This is a genomic window from Vogesella margarita, from assembly GCF_028548475.1.
In the GTDB taxonomy this organism is placed as follows: domain Bacteria; phylum Pseudomonadota; class Gammaproteobacteria; order Burkholderiales; family Chromobacteriaceae; genus Vogesella; species Vogesella margarita.
Genome location: NZ_JAQQLE010000001.1, coordinates 93,147 through 114,652, shown reverse-complemented (window position 1 = coordinate 114,652; position 21,506 = coordinate 93,147). Strand labels below are relative to the sequence as shown.

Here is a 21,506-nt window from a genome sequence, read left to right as displayed (position 1 = left end):
GCCAGCAAGGTTGGCCGCAGCGCCGGGGACGCTTCATCCCGCCCGGCAAAGTCCCCATTAGGCCACAGCCGGTGGCGCGGCCAGAAGCACGCCAGCCGGAACAGCCTGTTCCGCCAGCGATGACAATGGCACCGCATCCTGGATACTGAATTTTTTCTGCAAGTAAAAAATTTGTTACACTGCGCACCACAACACCGATGTGCCTGTTTTTCATGGCATTTCGCAACGCCCCGAGGTGACGGGCTCCACCCCGCCGCCGCAGTCCGGCCGCAAGCGTTCACGGCAAGACAAAAAGAATCTGCCACCGTGCCGGCTGTTGTCCCCGTAGCAACTCAACACATCTAGATTTAGGGAATTTATGCAGCAGAATCCTTCGATTATCAGCAGGATCATGAATGGCAGCATCGTGCTGCAGATCCTGATCGGCATGCTGGCCGGTATTGCGGTGGCCAGCTTCGCTCCCGACACCGCCAAGTCGCTGACCTTCCTCGGCAGCCTGTTCGTCAAGGGCCTGAAGGCCGTGGCACCGGTACTGGTGTTCGTGCTGGTGGCCAGCGCCATCGCCAACAAGAAACAGGGCGTGCAGACCAATATGCGCCCGGTTCTGACCCTGTACCTGCTGGGCACCTTCCTGGCCGCCGTGACCGGCGTGCTGGCCAGCTTTGCCTTCCCGACCACGCTGAAACTGGTGGCCGCTGTTGCCGATACCACCCCGCCTAGCGGCATCGGCCAGGTACTGAACAACCTGGTGTTCCAGATCGTGGACAACCCGATCAACGCCATCGCCACCGGTAACTACATCGGCATCCTGACCTGGGCCGTAGCACTGGGCATGGCACTGCATCACGCCAGCGACAGCACCAAGACCCTGCTGAACGAGCTGGCCGACGGCGTATCGCGCATCGTCGGCGTGATCATCCGCTTTGCTCCGGTCGGCGTGTTCGGCCTGGTCGCCGAAGCGGTGGCCACCACCGGCCTGTCGTCGCTGCTGGGCTACAGCCAGCTGCTGCTGGTACTGGTCGGCGCCATGCTGTTCATCGCACTGGTGGTGAACCCGCTGATCGTCGGTCTGACCCTGCGTCGCAACCCGTTCCCACTGGTGTTCACCTGCCTGCGCGAAAGCGGCGTCACCGCCTTCTTCACCCGCAGCTCGGCCGCCAACATCCCGGTCAACATGAACCTGTGCAAGAAGCTGGGCCTGAATGAAGACACCTACTCGGTGTCGATCCCGCTGGGCGCCACCATCAACATGGCCGGTGCTGCCATCACCATCTCGGTGCTGAGCCTAGCCGCGGTACACACCCTGGGCATCGCCGTGGATCTGCCGACCGCCCTGCTGCTGTCGATCCTGTCCACCGTCGCCGCCTGCGGCGCCTCCGGCGTGGCCGGTGGCTCGCTGCTGCTGATCCCGATGGCGTGCAGCCTGTTCGGCATCAGCAACGACGTGGCAATGCAGGTGGTGGCCGTCGGCTTCATCATCGGCGTAGTGCAGGACTCGGCGGAAACCGCGCTGAACAGCTCCACCGACGTGCTGTTCACCGCCACCGCCTGCATCGCAGCCGGTGACGTGGAAGAAAGCGCACCGCAGCTGGCACGCCAGAACGGCTAAGCTTTTTCTGCGCAGCAGTCGACAAAAAGCCCGCTCGGATGAGCGGGCTTTTTTGCGCCCCATGCCTGCACATATGGCAGAGCAATCCCAACACCTCAGTAAGCACCGCCGGCTAGGGCGGGCTCTCCTCTGTCTTCTTGCCGCAATGAAAGCAGAACTTTGAAAATGCGATTTTCCGCGTGCCGCATGATGTGCATTTATCAAATATCTCTATGCCGCAATGCTGGCAGAAATTGTCATTGTCCCTGGCGATCGGACGCTCGCAACTTGGGCAGATGCCTTTGACGATTCGGGTCTGCGCCAGATCGTACTGGATGTCATTCTTGCGCTGGAAATCGGGTTGTTGCTCCAGCTCCCGCTGCTGCTCCAGGTATTTTTGCAGCGCGGCTATCGAATACTTGCCGACAGCCAGGGTGACCACGACGCCAACCGTATACCTGACATAGCCGCCATAACTTGGCAAATAAGGCACCAGCTCTACAAAGAAGGCGAACAGGCTGAAAATGATGAAGCCCCAGACAAAGGGCCAGTAGGCTTTCTTGCGATGTTTGGCAAACAGGTAGCTGGCGGTGGCCAGCAACGGCAAGACAAAGGCGAGTCGGTAAGCAAAAATGCGCAGCTCTATCTGCTTGTAATCCTCTTCAAACCTGATCCTGGCCGCCTCCTGCAAAGCCGCGATATCCCGATTGACCCGCTCTTTTTCCTGCAGCGTATCCAGCTGTTGCTTCTGGATCGCTTCAACAGCCATCAGCGACTCGCGCTCGCGCAGTTTCAGCTTTTCCAGCTTGGCGGTTCGCGACAGCAGGTCCTGATCCTGCTCGGCATCCTGGGTCGCGTTTCTGGTTGTCACCCACGCCTCAAACGCCTGTCTGGCTGCCTGATAATCCGCCCGCGCGGTTTGCGACTGCAGCCTTGCCTGATCCAGTTTGTCGGATGCGATGACGACTTCCTGATCCAGTTTTTTGAGCTCAAGCGTTAATTTGGACTTCAGTACCTTGTCGACAAAATCCTCCGTTGACAGCCTGTTTTCCACCTTGGGCAGGTCCCCAACAATGGTTCCGCCCAGACCGGTCAGGAAATAGGCAAACAAAAAGGCGATTAGCCACAAACCGCGGTTGAACCATTTCTCGGACAGCCTTAGATGATTGGTCATGCTGCACACTCCCGGATCGGGCTTTCTGATGATGGAACGCCAGTTGCCAAGTCGCGATCAAGCCGTCACGCCCCCTGGCAGCAAGCGTGCTCGCGGCATCCATTCAAGCTATGCACGCCACCGGCAGATGTCAATCAAGTGAAAACACTCCGCACAGCCATGCCTTGGCAGCGCAGCCAAACAAAAAGCGGCCCGCAGGCCGCTTTTTGTTCAACTTCCGGATACCGGCAATTACTCGCCCAGCACCATGATCGCGTCGGCTTCCACCTGCACGCCCTTGGGCAGGCTGGCCACGCCGATGGCGGCGCGTGCCGGGAACGGCTGGCTCATGTACTGGCCCATGATCTCGTTGAAGGTGGCGAAGTTGGACAGGTCGGTCAGGAAAGCATTCAGCTTCACGATCTGGTCCAGCGAGCCGCCGGCGGCTTCGCACACCGCTTTCAGGTTCTTGAACATCTGGTGGGTTTCCGCGGCAAAGCCGCCTTCCACTACGGTCATCGTTACCGGATCCAGCGGGATCTGCCCGGACAGGTACACGGTGTTGCCGGCCTTGACCGCTTGCGAGTAGGCGCCGATTGCCGCCGGGGCCTTGTCGGTGTGGATGATTTCTTTGGCCATCAGTTTTCTCCTTCGTCGTGCAGGAACAGGGTTAACAGGTCGTTGAGGAAGCGCTGGCCCTTCAAGGTTGGCCGCAGATGGGTGAGATCCTGTTCGATCAGCCCGTCTGCCTGCGCTTGCCGCAATTGAGATTGGATACAGGATACCGGCAAACCGGTGCGTTCGCTGAACAGTCTGGTCTCGAAGCCGCCGGTCAGGCGCAGGGTGTTCATCATGAATTCGAACGGCAGCGCCTTGCGGCCAACCTTGTGGCTGGTCTGCACCGGCTTGCCGTCCGCCACCGCCTGCAGATAGGCCGCCGGCTGCTTGTAGCGCATCTCGCGCACCACGCCCTCGTGCGAGCTGATCTTGCCGTGCGCGCCGGCGCCGATGCCGACGTAGTCGCCAAACTGCCAGTAGTTGACATTGTGACGGGAAAAACGGCCGGGCTTGCCGAAGGCCGAGGTCTCGTAGTGCACGTAACCGGCGCCTTCCAGCCGCGCCTCGATCGCCTCCTGCATGTCGGCGGAGATGTCGTCGTCCGGGAGGTTGGCCGGCAGCTGCACCGCAAACAGCGTGTTCGGCTCGATGGTCAGGTGGTAGGCGGAGATGTGCGTGACGCCAAAGCCGATGGCGGTGTCGATGTCGGCCAGCGCCTCGGCCAGCGTCTGGTTCGGCAGCGCGTACATCAGGTCGAGGTTGACGTTGTCGAAGTGCGTCAGCGCGATCTCCACCGCGCGCCGTGCCTCGTCACCGTCGTGGATGCGGCCCAGCGCCTTCAGTTGGCGCGGATCGAAGCTCTGGATGCCGATCGACAGCCGGTTGATGCCGGCATCGCGATAGCCCTTGAAGCGCTCGCTCTCGAAGGTGCCGGGGTTGGCCTCCATGGTGATCTCGGCATCCGGGTGGATGCGTGCACGCGCGCGCAGGCCGGCCAGCAGCGCGTCCATCACCTCTGGCGAGAACAGGCTGGGCGTGCCGCCGCCCATGAAGATGGTGGTGATCGGCCGGCCCCAGATGGCCGGCAGGCTGTACTCGAAGTCGCGCAGCAGCGCCTCGACGTAGGCCATCTCGTCGAAGCCGTCGCCGACGCGGCTGCGGCCAACGTTGTCAGCAGCCTGGATGGCGATGGCGCCCGGCACCGGCTTGAACTCGTGCGAGTTGAAGTCGCAGTACGGGCACTTCTTCACGCACCACGGGAAGTGGATGTACAGCGACAGCGGCGGCAATTCTTTCAAGCCGCTCTTCAGCGCCGACAGATCGATCACGCTCATGCCAGTTGCGCCTGAAGTTTCGCCAGCAGCGCCTGCATTGCCTGGCCGCGGTGGCTGATGCCGTTCTTTACCCCGGCCGGCAGATCGGCGACGGTACAGCCGTGGCTGGGCAGCCAGAAGTGCGGGTCGTAGCCGAAGCCGCCGTTACCGGACGGGGTATCGACCACCTCGCCGTACCAGGCACCATCGACCACCAGCGGTTGCGGATCGTCGGCGTGGCGCACCAGCACCAGCACGCAGTAGTAGTAGGCGCGGCGGTTGGCCTTGCCCTGCAGCTTTTCCACCAGCCTGGCGTTGTTGCGCTCGTCCGATTTCGGCTCGCCGGCAAAGCGCGCCGACTGCACGCCGGGCTTGCCGCCCAGCGCTTCGACGCAGATGCCGGAATCGTCGGCCAGTGCCGGCAGGCCGGTCATGTGGCTGGCGTGGCGCGCCTTTTCCAGCGCGTTTTCCAGGAAGGTGTAGTGCGGCTCCGCGCACTCCGGCACGTTGAGGCGGCCCTGCGGAATCACCTCGATGCCCAGCGGCGCCAGCAGGGCGGCGAATTCTTTCAGCTTGCCGGCGTTGTTGCTGGCCAGTACCAGTTTGTCGATCATGCTTTGCTCCGATGGCGGCTAGCGCGGCCAGGCTTGCAGCCGCCGGCGCTCCCCGCCAGAAAACCAAAAAGCCCGGCGCAGCGGGCGTGGGGGTGTCCGGCGTATCTTAACAAGGAATGCGGGCAAGAACGGCGTGACCGTTCAACCCTGCGTCGCCAGCAGCGCGCGGATGAACAGGCTCTCGTCGGCGCCGTGCAGTTCCTTGCTGTCGGACAGCATGCGCCGCCATTGCCGCGCGCCCTTCTGTCCCTGGAACAGCCCCAGCACGTGGCGCGCGATGTGACGCACGTTGCTGCCGTCCTGCAGCCGCGCCGCGACGTAGGGCAGCAACGCCTCCACCACCTTGCCGCGTGACAGCGGGCGGCTGTCGTCGCCGTAGAACAGCGCGTCCCACTCCGCCATCAGGTAGGGGTTGTGATAGGCCTCGCGCCCCACCATCACGCCATCCACGTGCTGCAGGTGGGCGGCGATCTCCTCGTTGGTCTTGATGCCGCCGTTGATCAGGATCTCCAGGTCGGGGCGCTCCTGCTTCAGGCGATACACGTACTCGTACTTCAGCGGCGGAATCTCGCGGTTTTCCTTCGGCGAGAGGCCCTTCAGGATCGCGTTGCGCGCGTGCACGATGAAGGTGCGGCAGCCGGCCTCGGCCACGGTATCGACGAACTCGCGCATGTAGTCGTAGCTGTCGATGTGGTCGATACCGATACGGTGCTTCACCGTCACGTCAATATCCACCGCGTCGCGCATCGCCTTCACGCAATCGGCCACCAGTTGCGGCTCGGCCATCAGGCAGGCGCCGAAGGCGCCCTTCTGCACCCGCTCCGACGGACAGCCGACATTGAGGTTGACTTCGTCGTACCCCCACTCTGCGGCCAACCTCGCGCACTGCGCCAGCTCGGACGGCTCGGAACCGCCCAGCTGCAGCGCGATCGGATGTTCGGCGTCGTGGTAGCGCAGATGCCGCGGCACATCGCCGTGCAGCAGCGCACCGGTGGTCACCATCTCGGTGTACAGCCAGGTGTTCTTGGTAATCAGGCGCGCGAAATAGCGGTAGTGGCGGTCGGTCCAGTCCAGCATCGGCGCCACGGACAGACGGCGTGATGGCAGGGTCGCGCTAGCGCGTTCCGGGTGGGTGCCCGGCAAATCTTGAGGGTTCATGTAGACAGCTTGGCTCGCTTTCTTCGCCGCCTGCAGCAAACGGCATCCGAACAACGGTGCGCCGAGGCCGCGACAAAGATAAGCGTATGAAAAGGATCGGAATTATCCCCGCCCCGGCAAGGTATGGTCAAGCGATGCGCTGCGCGGAGGGCAAGGTGGCGTGAGCGGCCAGCCCGACTACCCGCCACTTGCCGTTGGCGCACTGCGAGGGGGATACTCGCGTTTTTACGCGGGGATGTCCGATGAGCTGCAAAGTGCTGTTTGCCGAAGACGACGCCGAACTGGCCACGCTGATCCAGACCTTTCTGGCCCGTCACGACTTCGAGGTGATCATCGTCAGCCACGGTGACGAGGTGGCGGCGGCGATCGGGCGCGAGCAGCCGGATCTGCTTTTGCTCGACGTGCTGCTGCCCGGCAAGGACGGGTTGACGCTGTGCCGCGAGCTGCGGCCAACCTTTGACCGGCCGATCGTAATGTTCACCTCGCTGGACAGCGACCTGAACCAGATCATGGGGCTGGAACTGGGCGCCAACGACTACATCCTCAAAACCACGCCACCGCCGGTGCTGGCCGCACGCCTCAATGCCCAGCTGCGCCAGTATCGCAGCCTGCCACAGGCGGCGGCTCCGGCGGCGCCCGCCCAGCAGCTTCGTCTGGGCGGCCTGCATCTTGACGCCCGCAGCCGCGATGTGAGCCTGGACGGACAGCGCATCGTGCTATCCACCACCGACTTTGACCTGCTGTGGCAGCTGGCCAGCCACGCCGGCGAGGTGCAGGATCGCGACACCCTGCTGCGCCTGATGCGCGGCCTCAATTACGATGGTTTCGACCGCAGCATCGATATCGCCATCTCGCGCCTGCGCAAAAAACTGGGCGACGACCCGGCGGCGCCGGTACGGATCAAGACCATACGTAACAAGGGGTATCTGCTATCCCCGTCCGGTTGGTAAGCCGTCATGCGCCGTCTGTTCATCCAGTTTTACCTGTTGCTGATGCTCTGTTTCGGCATCGGCGCCTTGCTGGTCGGCCTGGTGTACCGCGAAGTCGCCGATACCACCGGCACCCGCCTGCTGACCGACCTGTTGCGCACCACGCTGGCGCTGATCGAGACCGAGCTGCGCACGGTGCCGCAACCGCAGTGGCCGCAGGCGCTGGCAGAGCTGGATCATGATCTCGGCTTCCCGCTGGCGCTGACCCAGCTGGAGACGCTGCCGATCGACGCCGAGGCGATGCGCGCGCTGAAGAGCGGCGAGATCATCATGCAGGAAGACGAGACCACCTACCTGCAGCGCCTGGACCGCACACCCTATGTGCTGGTTGCCGGACCGATGCCCTACCTGGTGTTCCTGCAGGAACTGCACTGGGTCGACCTTGCCCTGCTCGGCCTGATCGGCGCGCTGCTGGCGCTGCCGGTGTTCCTGTGGATGCGGCCGCACTGGCGCGAGCTGCAGCAGCTGGAGCGCAGTGCCCGCGCGCTGGCCGACGGCCAGTTCGATGTCCGCGTGACGCTGCCGCAAAACTCCGGCCTGCAGCCGCTGGCACAAGGCTTCAACCACATGGCGGACAGCGTACAGCTGCTGCTGGACAGCAAACAGACCCTGCTCCATGCCGTGGCCCACGAGTTGCGCACGCCGCTGGCGCGCCTGCGTTACCGGCTGGCGCTGCGCGATGACGACAACGCTGCCGTCACCGATGCCGGCGTCGAGCGCGATCTGGGCGACATCGGCGCGCTGATCGACGAGTTGCTGCTGCACGCGCAACTGGCGCGCCCCGACCTCGCGCTGCAGCAGCAGACCTTCGCCGCACAACCCTGGCTGGCGGCACACCTGCACGAGGCGCCGGCGCTGCAGCAGAACGCATCGTGGGGCGAACTGGAGGTCGGTGCCGCACAGCTGAACGCGGACCCGGCCTTGCTGGGGCGGGCGCTAGACAATCTGCTGAACAACGCCGCGCGCTACGCGCGACAGCACATCCGGCTGAGCTTCGCCGTAGCGGATGGCTGGCAGTATCTGCGCGTGGCCGATGATGGCCCCGGCATCCCGCCCGAGCAACGGGTACGGGTGCTGGAGCCCTTCGTGCAGCTGGAGGGCGGCGCGGCACGCAGCAAGGGGCAGCTCGGCCTCGGGCTGGCCATCGTCAACCAGATCATGCAGGCGCATGGCGGCCGCGTCAGCATCGAGGACAGCCCGTGGCAGGGGGCGCAGGTGAGCCTGTGCTGGCCGCTCGTACAAAGCGTTACACATGACAACAATTGCCAACAGACGCCGGTCAGTCCCGGGTCGTAGGATGTGTCCATGCCGTCGCGTTGGCGGCAACTCCTGAAGCCTCGATAACGTTCAAAGGATTGATCATGAAAAAACTGACTCTGGTAGTAAGTGGCCTGGCATTCGCTGTTGCAGCTTCCGCAGGCTTTGCCGCCGATGCTAAAAAGCCGGTTGTTGCCGCTTCCGCTCCTGCCGCCGTTGCACCAGCTGCGAAAAAAGCACCGGCAAAAGTTGAGCACAAGATCGTTAAAGCCAAAAAGACTGCTGCTAAAAAAGCAGTTAAGCCAGCTGAAACCAAACCAGCTCAGTAAGCTGTCAGCACGATACCGCCCCGCATCAGCGCGGGCGCCGGCATCAAGCAAAACAGGGTTGGCCGCATGCGGCCAACCCTGTTTGTTTTTGGCGCCATCCGTGCCGGTGGCACCATCGTTTCAGATCGCGCTTACTCCGCCAGCGCCTGGCGCTGCAGTAGGACCAGTTCGGCGATGCCCTTCTCCGCCAGCGCCAGCAAGGCGTTCATTTCTTCGCGGCTGAACGGTACCCCTTCCGCGGTGCCCTGCACCTCGACAAAACGGCCGTCACCGGTCATCACCACGTTCATGTCGGTCTCGCAGCCGGAGTCTTCTTCATAGTCCAGATCCAGCAGTGGCACGCCGTCGACGATGCCGACCGAAATCGCCGCCACGTGCTGGCGCAGCGGGTTTTCGCCGAGCTTGCCGGCGGCCAGCAGGCCGTTGATGGCATCGGCCAGCGCGATGTAGGCACCGGTGATGCTGGCGGTGCGGGTGCCGCCGTCGGCCTGGATCACGTCGCAGTCGATCTGGATCTGGCGTTCGCCGAGCTTGGCCAGGTCCACCACCGCACGCAGGCTGCGCCCGATCAGGCGCTGGATCTCCTGGGTACGGCCGGATTGTTTGCCGCTGGCCGCCTCGCGGCGCATGCGGCTGTGGGTCGAGCGCGGCAGCATGCCGTATTCGGCGGTGACCCAGCCCTGGCCCTTTCCCTTCAGGAAACCGGGCACGGTCTCGTCAACACTGGCGGTGCAGATCACCTTGGTGTCGCCGAATTCGATCAGCACCGAACCTTCGGCGTGACGGGTGTAGTGGCGGGTAATGCGGACGCTGCGCAGTGCGTCGGCAGCGCGTTGGGATGAACGCATGGCGCGGGCTCTCGAGTAGGAATAACAGCGGGATTCTACCCGATCGCCCCGCCGTGCGCGGCGACTTGCCGCTCAGTGCGGCTGCCGTGGCGGCAGGGAAGCGGCCAGTTCGTGCTCCATCAGCAGGCCGGGGATGGCGTCATCGGGCAGAAAACCGGCCAGCGTGTGGCTGTCGATGAAGCCGCTGCGGCCATCCAGCACCGCATCCGCCGGTAGCAGGGTGAAGGCGACCGCCGACAGATTGTCGCCGCGTTCGCCCCCGCGTTTTTCCGCCACCGTCATCAGCGCCGGCAAGACTGCCGGTGCCACCCGTCCGTGGAATACGCGCGCCAGTTCCGGATCCGGCACCATGCCCCACAGCCCGTCGCTACACAGCAGCAGGCTGCAACCGGCCTGCAGTTGCATCGGCTGCAACACGCTGACCTCCGGCTCGCCCATCGCCCCCAGACAGTTATAGATGCGGTTGCGCGCCGGGTGCACCGCGGCCTCGGCCTCGCTCAGCCTGCCGCTGTCAATCAGGCGCTGCACGTGGGAGTGGTCGCGGCTGCGAAAGCGCACTGCACCCTGCTCCAGCAGATACAGCCGCGAATCGCCGGCATAGGCGCAGTACACGGTGTCGTCCTGCACGATGGCGACCACCACCGTGGTGCTGGGCGTCTCGCGCAGATGGTGAGCGACGGCGTGGTCGATGATGGCCTGGTGTGCCTCGCCCAGCGCCCAGCGCAGGAAATCGCCCGGCTGCAGCAGGCGCGGCGTGGCCTGGCAGCGGAACTGCTGCACCAGCACCTCGGTGGCGATACGCGCCGCCACCTCACCGTCGATATGGCCGCCCATGCCGTCGGCCACCACCAGCAACACGCACTCGCTGGAACAGCTCACGGCGAGGCGGTCCTCGTTATTGCCACGTCCACCGATGCGGGAATCGACTGCCAGCGCAAACTTCATCGCGTCTTCCCCATCAGCCAGGCACCGGCCTTGTGCCACAACGAGCGCGGAGGCTGCGGCGTGACATAGTCGTTGTCCAGCAGGCACTGCTGCATCTGCTCCAGGCTATGCGGCCGGCGCTGCGGATCGAGCTGCAGACAGGCATCGACCAGCGCCAGCAATGGCGCGGAATAGTGGTTTGCGAACAGCAGGCTGGCCGGCCGCAGCGTATCGCTGCGCAGGCGCTCGTCCGCCGCCGGCAGGCGGCCGGCACCCAGCATCGCGTAGAGACTGGCACCGAGGCCATAGATATCGGTCCACGGCCCGAGTGCGGCCTTGGCGTCGTACTGTTCCGGCGCGGCGTAGCCTGGCGTGAACATCGTGGTCAGTGGCTGCCCGGGCCGGCGCAGCGCCTGGCGGGCGGCACCGAAATCCAGTAGCACCGGCGAGCCGTTGCGACGCAGATAAATGTTGGCCGGCTTGATGTCGAGATGCAGCAGCTGCTGCTGGTGCACCTCGCGCAGGCCGCCGATCAGCTCGGCAAACAGCTTGCGCAGCCGTGCCTCCGGCAGCTTGCCGTCCGCCAGCGTCAGTTCCTTGCTCAGCGGCCGGCCCTCGGTGTACTCCATCACCATGTACACCGTGTTGTTGGCACGGAAGAAATTCACCACCCGCACGATATTGGGATGCTGGATACCGGCCAGCACCCGCGCCTCCTCGAAGAAGCACTTCAGGCCGACACGGAACGCCTCGCGGTCCAGCTCGTCGATGATGGTGACCTCGCCATCGGGCTGGCGGTGAGTCATGTCTTGCGGCAGGTATTCCTTGATCGCGAACTTGCGGTCGTGGTGATCCAGCGCCAGATAGACCTGGCTGAACCCGCCGGAACTGAGTTCGCGGACGATGGTGTAGTCGTCCAGCCGGAAACCGGCAGGCAGTGAGCTTTGCTTGGATTGCGTCATGTGCATTGTTATAGTGTAGCGGCCCCTGAATCGGAACCCAGGCTATTCGGGGCATGTCTTCCTGAAAACCATGACTGCCGGAGCTCCCATGATCCTGAGTATGACAGGCTTTGCCTCCACCGCCCGTGAATTCCCGGGCGGCCTATTATCCATTGAAGTGCGCGCGGTGAACCACCGCTACCTCGACGTGCAGATGCGCCTGCCGGAAGAACTGCGCGTGATCGAGGCGCAACTGCGCGAGCTGATCGCCGGTCGCGTTACTCGCGGCAAGGTAGAATGCCGCGTCGGTATCAGCCAGAACGACAACGACAACCAGCAGCTGGAGCTGAACCCTGACATGGTGCAGCGCCTGCTGACGATCAGCAACCAGGTCAAGGCCATCGCGCCGCAAATGCGCGAGCTGGGCATGGGCGAGCTGCTGCGCTGGCCGGGCGTGCTGAAATCCAACTCGTTGCCGCCGGAAGTGCTGCAACAGCTGTGCCTCGACGGCCTGAAGGTGGTGCTGGAAGACTTCCGCGCCACCCGCGGCCGCGAAGGCGAGAAACTGGCACAGGTACTGCGCGATCGCCTGGAATCGATGGCGCAGATCATCAGCGACATCAAGCCGCGCCTGCCACTGATCCTGGACGCCTATCGCGCCAAGCTGTCGGCACGGCTGCTGGAGGCGCTGGGCAATGTCGACGACGACCGCATCAAGCAGGAATTCGCGCTGTTCGCGCAGAAGATCGACGTCGACGAGGAGCTGGAGCGCCTGAGCACCCACATCGCCGAGATCCGCCGCATCCTGAAGACCGGCGGTCAGGTCGGCAAGCGCCTGGACTTCCTGATGCAGGAACTCAACCGCGAAGCCAACACCCTCGGCTCCAAGTCGGTCGCCACCGAAACCACGCAGGCCTCGGTAGAGCTGAAAGTGCTGATCGAGCAGATGCGGGAGCAGATTCAGAACGTAGAGTAAGCATTAGCCAGTATCACGCTCACTGCATTGCGGCCAACCTTGCTACAAGGTTGGCCGCAATTTTTTCAGCGTTGATCAGTCATTGTCCTGCCAGATCAGCCGCGCGATGGCGGAAGAGTCCAGCTCGCCCTCGCCATTGGCCACCAGCTGGTCGATCAGGCCGGCGACACGCTCGGCCTCCGGCAGCTTGATGCCCAGCGACGCCGCGGTGTCCAGCACGATGCCCATGTCCTTCTGGTGCAGCCTGGCCTTGAAGCCCGGCGCGTAGTTGTCGTCAATCATGCGCTGGCCGTGCACGTCCAGCACCCGGCTGCTGGCAAAGCCGCCCAGCAGCGCCTCGCGCACCGGCGCCGGATCCACGCCGCAAGCCTTGGCCAGCTTCATCACTTCCGCCACCGCCGCCACACCGACGCCGACCGCGATCTGGTTGCAGGCCTTGGCCACTTGGCCTGCGCCACTGTCGCCGATATGGGTGATGGTTTTGCCCATCGCCTGCAGCACCGGTAGCGCGGTGGCCAGCGCCCCGGCCTTGCCGCCGACCATGATGGTCAGCGTGCCGTTGATGGCGCCGACTTCACCGCCGGACACCGGACAATCGAGGAAGTCGATGCCGCTGGCGGCCAACCTGGCGGCGATCTCGCGTGCGCCGATCGGCGAAATGGTGCTCATGTCGACACACACCAGCCCCGGCCGCGCGCCGTGCACCACGCCGTGCTCGCCCAGCAGCACCGCCTCGACGTCAGCGGTATCGGAAACATTGGTCACCAGCACTTCAACGTTGGCCGCAAGCGCCTGCGGGCTGTCCGCCCAGTGGGCGCCCTGCGCCAGCAGCGGCTCGGCGCTCTCGCGCCGCCGCGCCCAGACCCAGACCTCATGTCCGGCCTTGAGCAGGTTTTCCACGCATGGGCGACCCATGATCCCCAGACCAATATACGCAACTTTCATCATGTTCCTAAGCAGAGAAATGCAAGCCGGCCACTCGCCGGCTCAGGATGGAGGGGGCTGGCGCTGCGCCAGCCACTGTTCGAAATTCATATCCTTGCCGATGGCCTGGTGTTCGAGGAAATACAGGAAGGCGAGGATTTCGGCCACCGCGCGATACAGCTCCGGCGGAATGTGGTTGTCCATGTCCACCTGCATCAGCAGGTTGACCAGCTCCGGCGAGTCGTGCACGAAGACGCCGGCTTCCTTCGCCTGCTCGATGATGCGCTCGGCCATGCGGCCATAGCCCTTGGCTACCACTTTTGGCGCCGCGCTGTCCTCGCTGTAGCGCAGCGCGACCGCAGAGCGGCGATGCTCAGGCTTCATCGTCGGCCTCGTGCTTGACCAGCAGGCTGGCCAGCGTCAGACCGGCGCCTTCCAGCGCCGAGCCAAGCCGGCTGCGATACTGCTCGATCAGCTGTGCGGTCTGCCCATCATCGGCATCGAACACCACCTGCACCTGCTTGCCCACCATGCGCAGCCGTGCACCGACATCGCCCAGTGCCGGCAGCGCCAGATTCAGCCGCGTTTGCCACACCGGTAGCTCCAGTTCGCCATCCGCTTCACGCTCGGCGATTTCCTCGCGCCGGATGTCCCAGTCCACCGCCTGCCCCGGCCACGCCTGCCCCTGGAACACCAGCACTTTCTGCTCGTGTACCTCCAGCTGCTTCTGCACCAGCTGTCCCAGTTCCGGCGTGAGCCCGGCCCGGCCCTCGTGCAGCAGCCTGGCCTGCGGCTCCAGCTTCAGCTCTTCCAGCGACAGGCGGCCATCGACCCACGCCCGCTGATGCGACTCGTAGAAGACTCCGCTTTTCTCCACGCTCTGCCGCAACTGATCGCCTGCGCCCGGCGCTGCCGGATCGGACAGCAGGGTCAGGTTGCCGCGCGCCGCCGACTGCGTTGCCGCATCCAGCAAGCCGTTCAGATAGCGGCCGGCCGAGGTAAAGGCCACCGGCGCCGATTTTTCGTCCGGCAGCGCATTGAGGCGCAGCAGGTCGAACTGCAGCAGCGGCGAGGTCGCGCCCACCCGCAACAGCATCGGCTCCTTGGTCAGCAGACCGTCCGCCGGCGCCTTCAGGTTGAACACGCCATTCTTGATCAGCACCATCGCACTGCCGTCCGCCAGCCGCTCCGCCAGACGGCCGGTGACCACCTCGCCACGGGCGAAGTCGGGCAGCCGCCCCGGCTGGGACAGGGTCTGCAACGCAGTGCTGCTGTCGTCCTGCAGCGCAGCCGACACTGCCCGTGCCAGCTCGCTGCCACGCAGCGCTGTCGCCGGATCCTGTAGCCCGTCCAGCAGATTGAACGACAAGGGCGGCCCCGCCACCACGCGCAGCGACAAGGCAGTGCCGTCGGCCACCATGCCCTTGGGCAAGGCCAGCACGAAGGCCTCGCCCTTGATGGTGGCGGCCAGCTTGCCATCCGGCAGGCGTTCGGTGATACGGGCGGAGACGGTCTCGCCTGACTGCAAGGCAGGCAAGCGGACGGGCGAGGAGGCAACCTCGACCACACTGCGCGCCGCCTCGCGGGCAGGACGCGGGGTAACAAGTGGCGACGCGTCGGCCGCGCCGGTCGACGGTTTGCCCGGCGTAAAACTCGTGGGCAGTGAAATCATGAAGTGGGGCTATTGCGGTACAGCGACAGGATCAGCTCGGCCTCGCTGCGGGAAATGCCGCAGCGCTCGGCGACATCACCAACAGAAATGCCTAGCTTGAACATTTCCATGGCTTGGCTATAAGGGGAAGCACCCGCCATGACAGCAGCAGGAGCCTGGAACGGCTTGTGATGCGCTGCCGATGCAGCATCTTGGGTAAGCGAGGCAACATCTTTTAAATTCTGCTGCAAAGCACTTATCTGACGCTGCAAATTCTCGTTCGAATGTGCTTCGACTCGCCGTTCTGACTCAATCAGATCGACCTTGCGCCACAACCAAAATATCAATGCTGCCTGAACCAGAACGAGCACCAATATCAACACAGAATGCCACTCCATGATGAGCCTCGTTGTCACACGTCATCAAAAACACTTGCATGCCACAGTTCAGCTTAGTGCCCGGTGACGCTATAGCAAAGGAACTTGCAAAGTAATGAAAGAGGCGTCACTCGCCATAAGCATCTTCAATACAACCACGCTTTTTCATTACCATGATGATACGTCCTAACTCATCGCGCTCGGCAAGAGCGGTAGCCCTGAGTTCTTCTATCGAAAGCTGCAGATTCTGCACGCACAACCAGACTGCTTCGTCATAATACGCAGTCGGAAACTGTTGCAGCCAGTCAGTAAATGCGGCAGGAAATACCTCGGAGAATTGCGCAACAGCCGGTAACACATCCGCCCAAGCAGCAGACTTCGCCTGATTCAACAGCATATTGACATGCCCTTGCCAATAGCCGATGAATTCCACATCAAGATCAGACTGCACCGGTACTTCCCCCTGCACCAGCCAGCTCTTGCGGTTTGGCTATCGTTGCCCATGCCCCACGTAAATCCAGCAGCAAAGCCTCGACCTCCTCCAGAATCACCACATCGTTTTTCAGATTCGCATCCAGCAGACGAGCAGAGCAATAAGCATACAAAGCATCCAGATTAGTTGCCAGCTCACCGCCTTTTTCAAGATCCAGCCCCAGTCGCAAACCTTCCTCAATAATGGCAATCGCCTTACCGATCAACTTTCCCTTTTCTCCAATACGCTCTTTGTTACCAACCAGTAATTTTGCTTGTCGGATCGCTGATATGCCGCCATCAAACAATAATAAAATCAGTTTATGTGGACTGGCTGTTTCAACCTCAACATCAAGAGAAGAACGATAAGCAGCTAGCTGCCTTTTCTGCATCATCATTATGATTTACCACTCATTATCAGCCCTTAGCATTCTGAAATGCCTGCATCTGCTGTGTCACATAGTTACCCAAGGCAGTCAGCTTGGAAACTGCCTCGTCCATCGCATTAAACTGCTTGCGCAAGCGTGCCTCCGTATCATCAATACGCTGACTCACGGCGGTTTGTTGTTTGCTAATTAGTTTCAACGATGTATTGATACCTTGCTGACGACTGGCAATCGGGCCATTCGTCCCCTGCAAATCCGTCAACGCTTTATCCAGCGCCCAGGCAAAACCACGGGTAAAGTTCACCGAGCCACGATCACCCGTTGCCCCACCGGTAATATCAATTGACAAACCATCAATAGGCGTACCGGAATTACCCGTCAAACGCGAACCGACCGATGTTACCGCAAAGCCACCAATCGTGCCCTCAACACTGGCCTTACCCGTATTCGTCATGCCATCAGCAAACCCCAAAGAAGCCAGGCCACTGCTTACGGTCACAGTCGAGGAAGCACCTTTTTTATTGGAGGCAATCTGTAGCGCCCCAGTCGCCGAATCTACCGAGACAGTCACACTTGGGCGTGTTGCATCCGTTTGCGCAGAGGTAAATCCGGCAAACTCCAAGCCAGCACCCATCGTGACAATAGAACTATTGGTCGATCCAGCCGACAGAATCCGAATAACACCACCATTATTCTCGACCACCGCCTTGCCCGAGCCAAACGCCGTATCCAACGTTGCCTGCAATGCCGTTTTCAAATCATCTCCATCAGCATAATTTGCCTCTGGAATAGACAATCCCGACTTGCTCACGCCATCTACCGTAATCGCAAAGTTATTTGCCCCAACTAGTTGCGGAAAGGTTGGTGTTCCTGTCACACCCATATAGCTGCGATTAATCGTGCTCTGCAAATCCACTGCGGCACTGGTTGCCGACGAGTAGGACGCCGCTGGCAGTCCGCTAAAGGACTTGCTCACACCATCAATAGACAGATCGAAAGCCCCAACGCTAACCGGTGACGAAAAGTTAACCGCAGCTCCCTGAACCACACCATAGTTCATCGCGCTGATTTTTACGTCGTAGCTTCCCACCGTCGTCTGATTTGTCGAACCGAGGAAGCTGATCTGCTTGTCAGTAGGCTGCGCAGTAGCACCAAAAAGTGATGCCACCGCCTGCGGATCATCCTTCAGCGCCTTTTCAAGCTTGGTCGAGTCCAGCGTCAATTTGCCGCTGCGATCAAAAGTAATTCCAACATCCGACGGCAGCTTCACCGCCCCGCTCAGACCAGTGGCAACTGTGTTAAACGACGTGCGCAAGCTGGTTTTGATCGAGCGGATCACAAATTCGTTTGATAACGGAGAAGTGGGCCTTTGCTCACCCGGCTTTGGGGCATCCTTACCAATTGCCGACACATCATCCAGCGTCTTGTTAAGGTCGTTGTAAGCCTTCACAAAACTCTCAATATTCTTCTTCGCATCACCAGAACTTTGGGTAATGGTAACCCGGCTACTACCCACTTTACTTAGTGAAAACGATACCCCTTCAATTGCATCGCTAATCGTATTGCTTGCTTTCTCGATCGCGATACCATCTAGCGTGAGCTTGGCATTCGTGGCTGCCTGCAACTGGGTCATATTGGCCGATGCCCCGGCCGCCGGATCATACGTCAGGCTGGATAAGGCCCCATTATCCCCGGCTGCGGTAATTTTCAAACCGTTCTGCACCCCGGTATCGGCCACAGAGTACACCAGCCGATTGCCGTTAATGCCATCATTCACAATATTGGCAGACACACCAATATTGGCCTTATTGATCGAATCGCGGATCGTGGCCAGTGTGGCATTGGGCGGAATGGAAACCGTACGGGAAGACTTGTTTGGATTATCAACGAACGCACTGCCGTTTTGCTCACCAAAACTAAAAGTCAGCGAGCCACCACCAATGGCTGTGGAAGTACTGGCAAAGCCGGTCTTCGTCACCAGACGTTGCGCCTGAGCCAGCTGGGTTACTTCCAGGCCATAACTACTCGGGCTGACTTTGTTTGAAGTGGTGCTAGCCGATGCCACCGTTGCATCAGACGAAGTGATGTTAATAGAAGAAAATTTTGCCGGATCGGTTAGTGATTTCACCGTCGTCTGGAACGACGACAGCGCCCCCTTTACCTGCCCCAAGGATGCGATTTTGGCATTCAAAGTCAGCTCTTGTTTCTGGAGCTTTTGCAGGGGCTGCCTTTCGATTGCCATCAACTTGGTAATCAGGTCGTCAACCGGCAAATTAGAACCCAAACCACCCACACTCAGTGCCATCATCCACCTCCACAAACACCGCGTACTACATTAGAGAGCTTACGCTTCTTGCTTCACAAACAAGCCGATCAGCTTATCCAGACCCTTTGCCAGTTCAAGCATGTCTTCGGATGGAATCTGTCTGATCAGGTCACCAGACTCCCTATCCATCACTTTTACCACGCTGATACCAAGATCCTCATCAATCGAGAATTTCAGCTCCCGGTTATACGTGTTGACCACCTTCTCGATCTTATCCACGGCGTCCTGCAAGGCTTCCGGATCAGCCGTTGCATGCTTACCAGCCTTGGCATCGGTCGCTGCCGATACCGGCTGTACTGCTGTAGCACTTACTGCCACAGTGGGTGCAGAAGCGGCACTTTGAGGCAAAGACGTAGGCAAGTGGGATACGGTCAGCGGGGTGCTGGCAACAGGCAGTCCTGCACCAAAGCTGGAAAGAGGGTTCATGATACACCTCCTGCGGTAAGAAACCCGGCGGCTGAATGCCGCCGGGTTTTTCAGTTTAAACCATCAAGTCGCTGTCAACTTAACGCAGCAGCTGCATCACTTGCTGTGGCAACTGGTTAGCCTGAGCCAGCATCGCGGTACCGGCTTGTTGCAGGATCTGGTTGCGGCTCAGTGCGGCAGTTTCTGCGGCAAAGTCAGCATCCTGAATCCGGCTACGCGAAGCAGACAGGTTTTCGGACGAAATCTGCAGGTTCGAGATGGTGTTGGAGAAACGGTTTTGTACCGCACCCAGCTCGGAACGCTTTTCGTTGACGCGGTTAATAGCCTTGTCGATCGCTTCCATCGCCTTTGTGGCGCTGGCCGCGGTCATTACGTTCAGGCCGCCACCGACCACATTGTCATCACCGTTCTGTGCCACCAGGCCAAACTTGGTCAGACCCGTACCACCGGTGGCAGAGCCATCGCCGTCAACACGAACCGAACCGCCGTTATCAGCCGTCAGCGTGATCTTGCCGCGGATACCTACCGAACCGTTTGCGGCGACAACAGTGGCATTGGTGCCGGCAGCAGAGTCATAAGCCTTGGTGACAAAACCAGCACCACCAGCACCGGTAACATCACCGTTGGTCATCAAAATGTCGGCACCGGTATCGGAACGCAGCACCAAGCGACCGGTCGTGGTATCCGCCTCAGCCACAACACCCTGAATGCCAGAACCATTAATTTTGGTAACGACTGAAGCAACATCAACCTCAGTAGCCCCCATGGCGACAGTTGTGCCATTGATGGTGAGGTCATTAAGTTTCGTAAAATCCAGATCAAAAGCAGCCTCTGTTTTGGCTGCAGCCGATACACCAGTCTGGCCTTTAATGGCATTGATTGCTGCGGCACCATCGGCAGCACTAAGACTGGACGCCTTACCCACGGCAACACCATTGATTTTCACAACGTCAGTTGTGTTTGTCGTTGGATCATAAACACCAGCAGCATTCATCGCAGTAATAGTCGCGGCCTGGCCTACAGCTGCGGTAATCGAGCCAGAACTGGAGGTGCTACCGTTGCCACTGCTCGCATTCAAACCAAACTGGTTCAGTTTAGAAGATGCTGTGCCAGTCTTGGTACTAAAGTTGATGTCCGAGCCATCCGCCGACTTGAACGCCAACATGCCGTTGAAAGCACCGGCACTCAGACCCGAGTTGGCGGTCGTGCCACCAACGGTGATGGCATCGCCGGTATCGTTGGACAAGACCAAATTGCCTTTATCACCGATCGTCGCGGTAACGCCACCGACTTGCTTGTTAATGTTTTCGGCCAACTGCTCCAGGCTGGAGGCATCATCAATAGTGACCGCCGCACCCGAACCAACTTTGAGAGTCAAGCCAGAGACCAGCTTGCTGCTGCTAACAGTAGCTGCGGTACCTTCCACCTTATTAAACGCATCAGCAGACACGCCGGTAACCGATGAAGAAGCATTGATCACCGCTTCAATATCACGAATGGAGTTTTGTGCCGTGGCGTCTCCATCGGCATCAATCAGCTTGGCAGCAGCCGAATCAAAATCGACAGCCTTACCATTAATCACCAGATCGCCATCAGTCAGATTGGCAACAGAGAAGTTGGTCGGATCAACGCGGCCGGAATAGGTCTGGCCATCCGCTACCGAGCTGTTCAGACCCAGGGTCTTGGTGCTCACTTCACCGATCTTGTAGGAAATGGTCTGATTGGCGTTGGCACCAATCTGGAAGCTTTTGGCGTTCAGCGCATCATTACCGGAGAACAGCTTCTGGCCGTTGAATTCGGTGGCACCGGAGATACGGTCGATCTCGTCGTACAGCTGGGTGATTTCGTTCTGGATGGTTTTACGGTCGCTGGCGGAGTTAGAACCGTTGGCAGACTGCACCGCCAGTTCGCGCATACGCTGCAGCATGTCGCCGACCTGGTTCAGGCCGCCTTCAGCCGTTTGCGCAACGGAGATACCGTCGTTGGCGTTACGGATCGCCTGGCCTACGCCGCGAATCTGCGCAGTCATACGGCTGGCGATGGACAGACCAGCGGCGTCGTCTTTGGCTCCGTTGATACGCAGACCGGAAGACAGGCGCTGCAGGGAGGTGGACAGGCTGCTGGTCGAGTTGTTCAGGGTACGCTGGGCGCCCAGCGAAGTGACGTTGGTATTAACGGTCAACATGGTGTGTTACTCCTTGATAAGTGATCTGCTGCCGGGCTTTCCGGCTAGCCACCGGACTTCTTTTTACCCTTGCTAGCGATATCGGCGGCACTTATCCAGACTTTAGTAATTT

At 60.9% G+C, this 21,506-nt stretch carries 22 protein-coding genes; 5 read left to right on the top strand and 17 right to left on the bottom strand.

The genetic code is table 11. The annotated features are described in order from the left end of the window. The first annotated feature begins 358 nt into the window (after positions 1–358). Entirely contained in the window at positions 359–1,609 is a 1,251-nt protein-coding gene (gene sstT, locus PQU96_RS00535; protein WP_272770364.1) for a serine/threonine transporter SstT, read from the top strand. A gap of 112 nt (positions 1,610–1,721) precedes the next feature. On the opposite strand, the gene PQU96_RS00530 is transcribed toward sstT, so the two are convergent. The 5 genes from PQU96_RS00530 to dusA form a co-directional block, all read right to left on the bottom strand. After that, positions 1,722–2,762, bottom strand: coding sequence for a double zinc ribbon domain-containing protein (locus PQU96_RS00530; RefSeq protein ID WP_272770363.1), 1,041 nt, complete (start codon positions 2,760–2,762; stop codon positions 1,722–1,724). 231 nt (positions 2,763–2,993) lie between these two features. Further along, positions 2,994–3,380: a deaminase RidA gene (gene ridA, locus PQU96_RS00525; protein ID WP_272770362.1), complete on the bottom strand. Its 387-nt coding sequence runs from the start codon at positions 3,378–3,380 to the stop codon at positions 2,994–2,996. After that, positions 3,380–4,633: a radical SAM family heme chaperone HemW gene (hemW, locus tag PQU96_RS00520; RefSeq protein ID WP_272770361.1), complete on the bottom strand. Its 1,254-nt coding sequence runs from the start codon at positions 4,631–4,633 to the stop codon at positions 3,380–3,382. Before hemW ends, ridA begins: the two co-directional genes overlap by 1 nt. After that, complete coding sequence (gene rdgB / locus PQU96_RS00515) at positions 4,630–5,226, bottom strand: RdgB/HAM1 family non-canonical purine NTP pyrophosphatase (RefSeq protein WP_272770360.1); 597 nt, start codon at positions 5,224–5,226, stop codon at positions 4,630–4,632. Before rdgB ends, hemW begins: the two co-directional genes overlap by 4 nt. Positions 5,227–5,367: 141 nt before the next feature. Further along, positions 5,368–6,384 carry a tRNA dihydrouridine(20/20a) synthase DusA gene (dusA, locus tag PQU96_RS00510; RefSeq protein ID WP_272770359.1) on the bottom strand — a complete coding sequence of 339 codons (1,017 nt, stop codon included), beginning with the start codon at positions 6,382–6,384 and terminating at the stop codon, positions 5,368–5,370. A 242-nt stretch (positions 6,385–6,626) separates the two neighbouring features. On the opposite strand from dusA, the gene rstA reads away from it, so the two are divergent. From rstA to PQU96_RS00495, 3 genes are all read left to right on the top strand, one after another. Beyond that, the gene (rstA, locus tag PQU96_RS00505) at positions 6,627–7,334 is read left to right on the top strand and encodes a two-component system response regulator RstA (protein ID WP_272770358.1); all 708 of its coding nucleotides are present in this window, start codon (positions 6,627–6,629) and stop codon (positions 7,332–7,334) included. A 6-nt stretch (positions 7,335–7,340) separates the two neighbouring features. Further along, positions 7,341–8,669 carry a two-component system sensor histidine kinase RstB gene (rstB, locus tag PQU96_RS00500; RefSeq protein ID WP_272770357.1) on the top strand — a complete coding sequence of 443 codons (1,329 nt, stop codon included), beginning with the start codon at positions 7,341–7,343 and terminating at the stop codon, positions 8,667–8,669. 65 nt (positions 8,670–8,734) lie between these two features. Further along, positions 8,735–8,959 carry a hypothetical protein gene (locus PQU96_RS00495; RefSeq protein ID WP_272770356.1) on the top strand — a complete coding sequence of 75 codons (225 nt, stop codon included), beginning with the start codon at positions 8,735–8,737 and terminating at the stop codon, positions 8,957–8,959. Between the two features lie 131 nt (positions 8,960–9,090). On the opposite strand, the gene rph is transcribed toward PQU96_RS00495, so the two are convergent. The 3 genes from rph to PQU96_RS00480 form a co-directional block, all read right to left on the bottom strand. Then, positions 9,091–9,807, bottom strand: a complete 717-nt coding sequence (gene rph / locus PQU96_RS00490; protein WP_272770355.1) for a ribonuclease PH — start codon at positions 9,805–9,807, stop codon at positions 9,091–9,093. Between the two features lie 72 nt (positions 9,808–9,879). Continuing rightward, positions 9,880–10,752, bottom strand: a complete 873-nt coding sequence (locus PQU96_RS00485) for a PP2C family protein-serine/threonine phosphatase (RefSeq protein WP_272770354.1) — start codon at positions 10,750–10,752, stop codon at positions 9,880–9,882. Then, positions 10,749–11,693, bottom strand: coding sequence for a serine/threonine protein kinase (locus tag PQU96_RS00480; protein ID WP_272770353.1), 945 nt, complete (start codon positions 11,691–11,693; stop codon positions 10,749–10,751). The genes PQU96_RS00485 and PQU96_RS00480 overlap by 4 nt, the downstream gene beginning before the upstream one ends. Positions 11,694–11,781: 88 nt before the next feature. On the opposite strand from PQU96_RS00480, the gene PQU96_RS00475 reads away from it, so the two are divergent. Next, a complete protein-coding gene (locus tag PQU96_RS00475) occupies positions 11,782–12,648 on the top strand; it encodes a YicC/YloC family endoribonuclease (RefSeq protein ID WP_272770352.1) in 867 nt (288 codons plus the stop codon). A 75-nt stretch (positions 12,649–12,723) separates the two neighbouring features. Here PQU96_RS00475 and PQU96_RS00470 read toward each other — a convergent pair whose 3' ends face one another. The 9 genes from PQU96_RS00470 to PQU96_RS00430 all read right to left on the bottom strand — a co-directional run bounded on the left by PQU96_RS00470 (position 12,724) and on the right by PQU96_RS00430 (position 21,394). Then, positions 12,724–13,593, bottom strand: a complete 870-nt coding sequence (locus PQU96_RS00470; protein WP_272770677.1) for an NAD(P)-dependent oxidoreductase — start codon at positions 13,591–13,593, stop codon at positions 12,724–12,726. 42 nt (positions 13,594–13,635) lie between these two features. Next, complete coding sequence (locus PQU96_RS00465) at positions 13,636–13,956, bottom strand: EscU/YscU/HrcU family type III secretion system export apparatus switch protein (protein WP_272770351.1); 321 nt, start codon at positions 13,954–13,956, stop codon at positions 13,636–13,638. After that, positions 13,946–15,244: a flagellar hook-length control protein FliK gene (fliK, locus tag PQU96_RS00460; RefSeq protein ID WP_272770350.1), complete on the bottom strand. Its 1,299-nt coding sequence runs from the start codon at positions 15,242–15,244 to the stop codon at positions 13,946–13,948. Before fliK ends, PQU96_RS00465 begins: the two co-directional genes overlap by 11 nt. Next, complete coding sequence (locus tag PQU96_RS00455; protein WP_272770349.1) at positions 15,241–15,621, bottom strand: DUF2802 domain-containing protein; 381 nt, start codon at positions 15,619–15,621, stop codon at positions 15,241–15,243. The genes fliK and PQU96_RS00455 overlap by 4 nt, the downstream gene beginning before the upstream one ends. A 106-nt stretch (positions 15,622–15,727) precedes the next feature. Then, a complete protein-coding gene (locus tag PQU96_RS00450; protein WP_272770348.1) occupies positions 15,728–16,051 on the bottom strand; it encodes a hypothetical protein in 324 nt (107 codons plus the stop codon). After that, positions 16,041–16,469: a flagellar export chaperone FliS gene (fliS, locus tag PQU96_RS00445; RefSeq protein ID WP_272770347.1), complete on the bottom strand. Its 429-nt coding sequence runs from the start codon at positions 16,467–16,469 to the stop codon at positions 16,041–16,043. Before fliS ends, PQU96_RS00450 begins: the two co-directional genes overlap by 11 nt. Positions 16,470–16,488: 19 nt before the next feature. After that, positions 16,489–18,765 (bottom strand): flagellar filament capping protein FliD, encoded by a 2,277-nt coding sequence (gene fliD, locus PQU96_RS00440; RefSeq protein ID WP_272770346.1) that lies wholly within the window; start codon positions 18,763–18,765, stop codon positions 16,489–16,491. 36 nt (positions 18,766–18,801) lie between these two features. After that, positions 18,802–19,209: a flagellar protein FlaG gene (locus tag PQU96_RS00435; protein WP_272770345.1), complete on the bottom strand. Its 408-nt coding sequence runs from the start codon at positions 19,207–19,209 to the stop codon at positions 18,802–18,804. A 79-nt stretch (positions 19,210–19,288) separates the two neighbouring features. Then, a complete protein-coding gene (locus PQU96_RS00430) occupies positions 19,289–21,394 on the bottom strand; it encodes a flagellin N-terminal helical domain-containing protein (protein WP_272770344.1) in 2,106 nt (701 codons plus the stop codon). Positions 21,395–21,506: the final 112 nt, after the last annotated feature.

What these genes read in the sequence shown, in the direction of transcription:
- rph (WP_272770355.1), bottom strand. Translation starts at nt 9,807, where the DNA reads ATGCGTTCATCCCAACGCGCTGCCGACGCACTGCGCAGCGTCCGCATT.
- rdgB (WP_272770360.1), bottom strand. Translation starts at nt 5,226, where the DNA reads ATGATCGACAAACTGGTACTGGCCAGCAACAACGCCGGCAAGCTGAAA.
- PQU96_RS00455 (WP_272770349.1), bottom strand. Translation starts at nt 15,621, where the DNA reads ATGGAGTGGCATTCTGTGTTGATATTGGTGCTCGTTCTGGTTCAGGCA.
- sstT (WP_272770364.1), top strand. Translation starts at nt 359, where the DNA reads ATGCAGCAGAATCCTTCGATTATCAGCAGGATCATGAATGGCAGCATC.
- PQU96_RS00435 (WP_272770345.1), bottom strand. Translation starts at nt 19,209, where the DNA reads ATGAACCCTCTTTCCAGCTTTGGTGCAGGACTGCCTGTTGCCAGCACC.
- PQU96_RS00530 (WP_272770363.1), bottom strand. Translation starts at nt 2,762, where the DNA reads ATGACCAATCATCTAAGGCTGTCCGAGAAATGGTTCAACCGCGGTTTG.
- PQU96_RS00465 (WP_272770351.1), bottom strand. Translation starts at nt 13,956, where the DNA reads ATGAAGCCTGAGCATCGCCGCTCTGCGGTCGCGCTGCGCTACAGCGAG.
- fliS (WP_272770347.1), bottom strand. Translation starts at nt 16,469, where the DNA reads ATGATGATGCAGAAAAGGCAGCTAGCTGCTTATCGTTCTTCTCTTGAT.
- PQU96_RS00470 (WP_272770677.1), bottom strand. Translation starts at nt 13,593, where the DNA reads ATGAAAGTTGCGTATATTGGTCTGGGGATCATGGGTCGCCCATGCGTG.
- fliD (WP_272770346.1), bottom strand. Translation starts at nt 18,765, where the DNA reads ATGATGGCACTGAGTGTGGGTGGTTTGGGTTCTAATTTGCCGGTTGAC.
- PQU96_RS00475 (WP_272770352.1), top strand. Translation starts at nt 11,782, where the DNA reads ATGATCCTGAGTATGACAGGCTTTGCCTCCACCGCCCGTGAATTCCCG.
- PQU96_RS00495 (WP_272770356.1), top strand. Translation starts at nt 8,735, where the DNA reads ATGAAAAAACTGACTCTGGTAGTAAGTGGCCTGGCATTCGCTGTTGCA.
- hemW (WP_272770361.1), bottom strand. Translation starts at nt 4,633, where the DNA reads ATGAGCGTGATCGATCTGTCGGCGCTGAAGAGCGGCTTGAAAGAATTG.
- PQU96_RS00485 (WP_272770354.1), bottom strand. Translation starts at nt 10,752, where the DNA reads ATGAAGTTTGCGCTGGCAGTCGATTCCCGCATCGGTGGACGTGGCAAT.
- PQU96_RS00430 (WP_272770344.1), bottom strand. Translation starts at nt 21,394, where the DNA reads ATGTTGACCGTTAATACCAACGTCACTTCGCTGGGCGCCCAGCGTACC.
- PQU96_RS00480 (WP_272770353.1), bottom strand. Translation starts at nt 11,693, where the DNA reads ATGACGCAATCCAAGCAAAGCTCACTGCCTGCCGGTTTCCGGCTGGAC.
- rstB (WP_272770357.1), top strand. Translation starts at nt 7,341, where the DNA reads ATGCGCCGTCTGTTCATCCAGTTTTACCTGTTGCTGATGCTCTGTTTC.
- ridA (WP_272770362.1), bottom strand. Translation starts at nt 3,380, where the DNA reads ATGGCCAAAGAAATCATCCACACCGACAAGGCCCCGGCGGCAATCGGC.
- dusA (WP_272770359.1), bottom strand. Translation starts at nt 6,384, where the DNA reads ATGAACCCTCAAGATTTGCCGGGCACCCACCCGGAACGCGCTAGCGCG.
- rstA (WP_272770358.1), top strand. Translation starts at nt 6,627, where the DNA reads ATGAGCTGCAAAGTGCTGTTTGCCGAAGACGACGCCGAACTGGCCACG.
- fliK (WP_272770350.1), bottom strand. Translation starts at nt 15,244, where the DNA reads ATGATTTCACTGCCCACGAGTTTTACGCCGGGCAAACCGTCGACCGGC.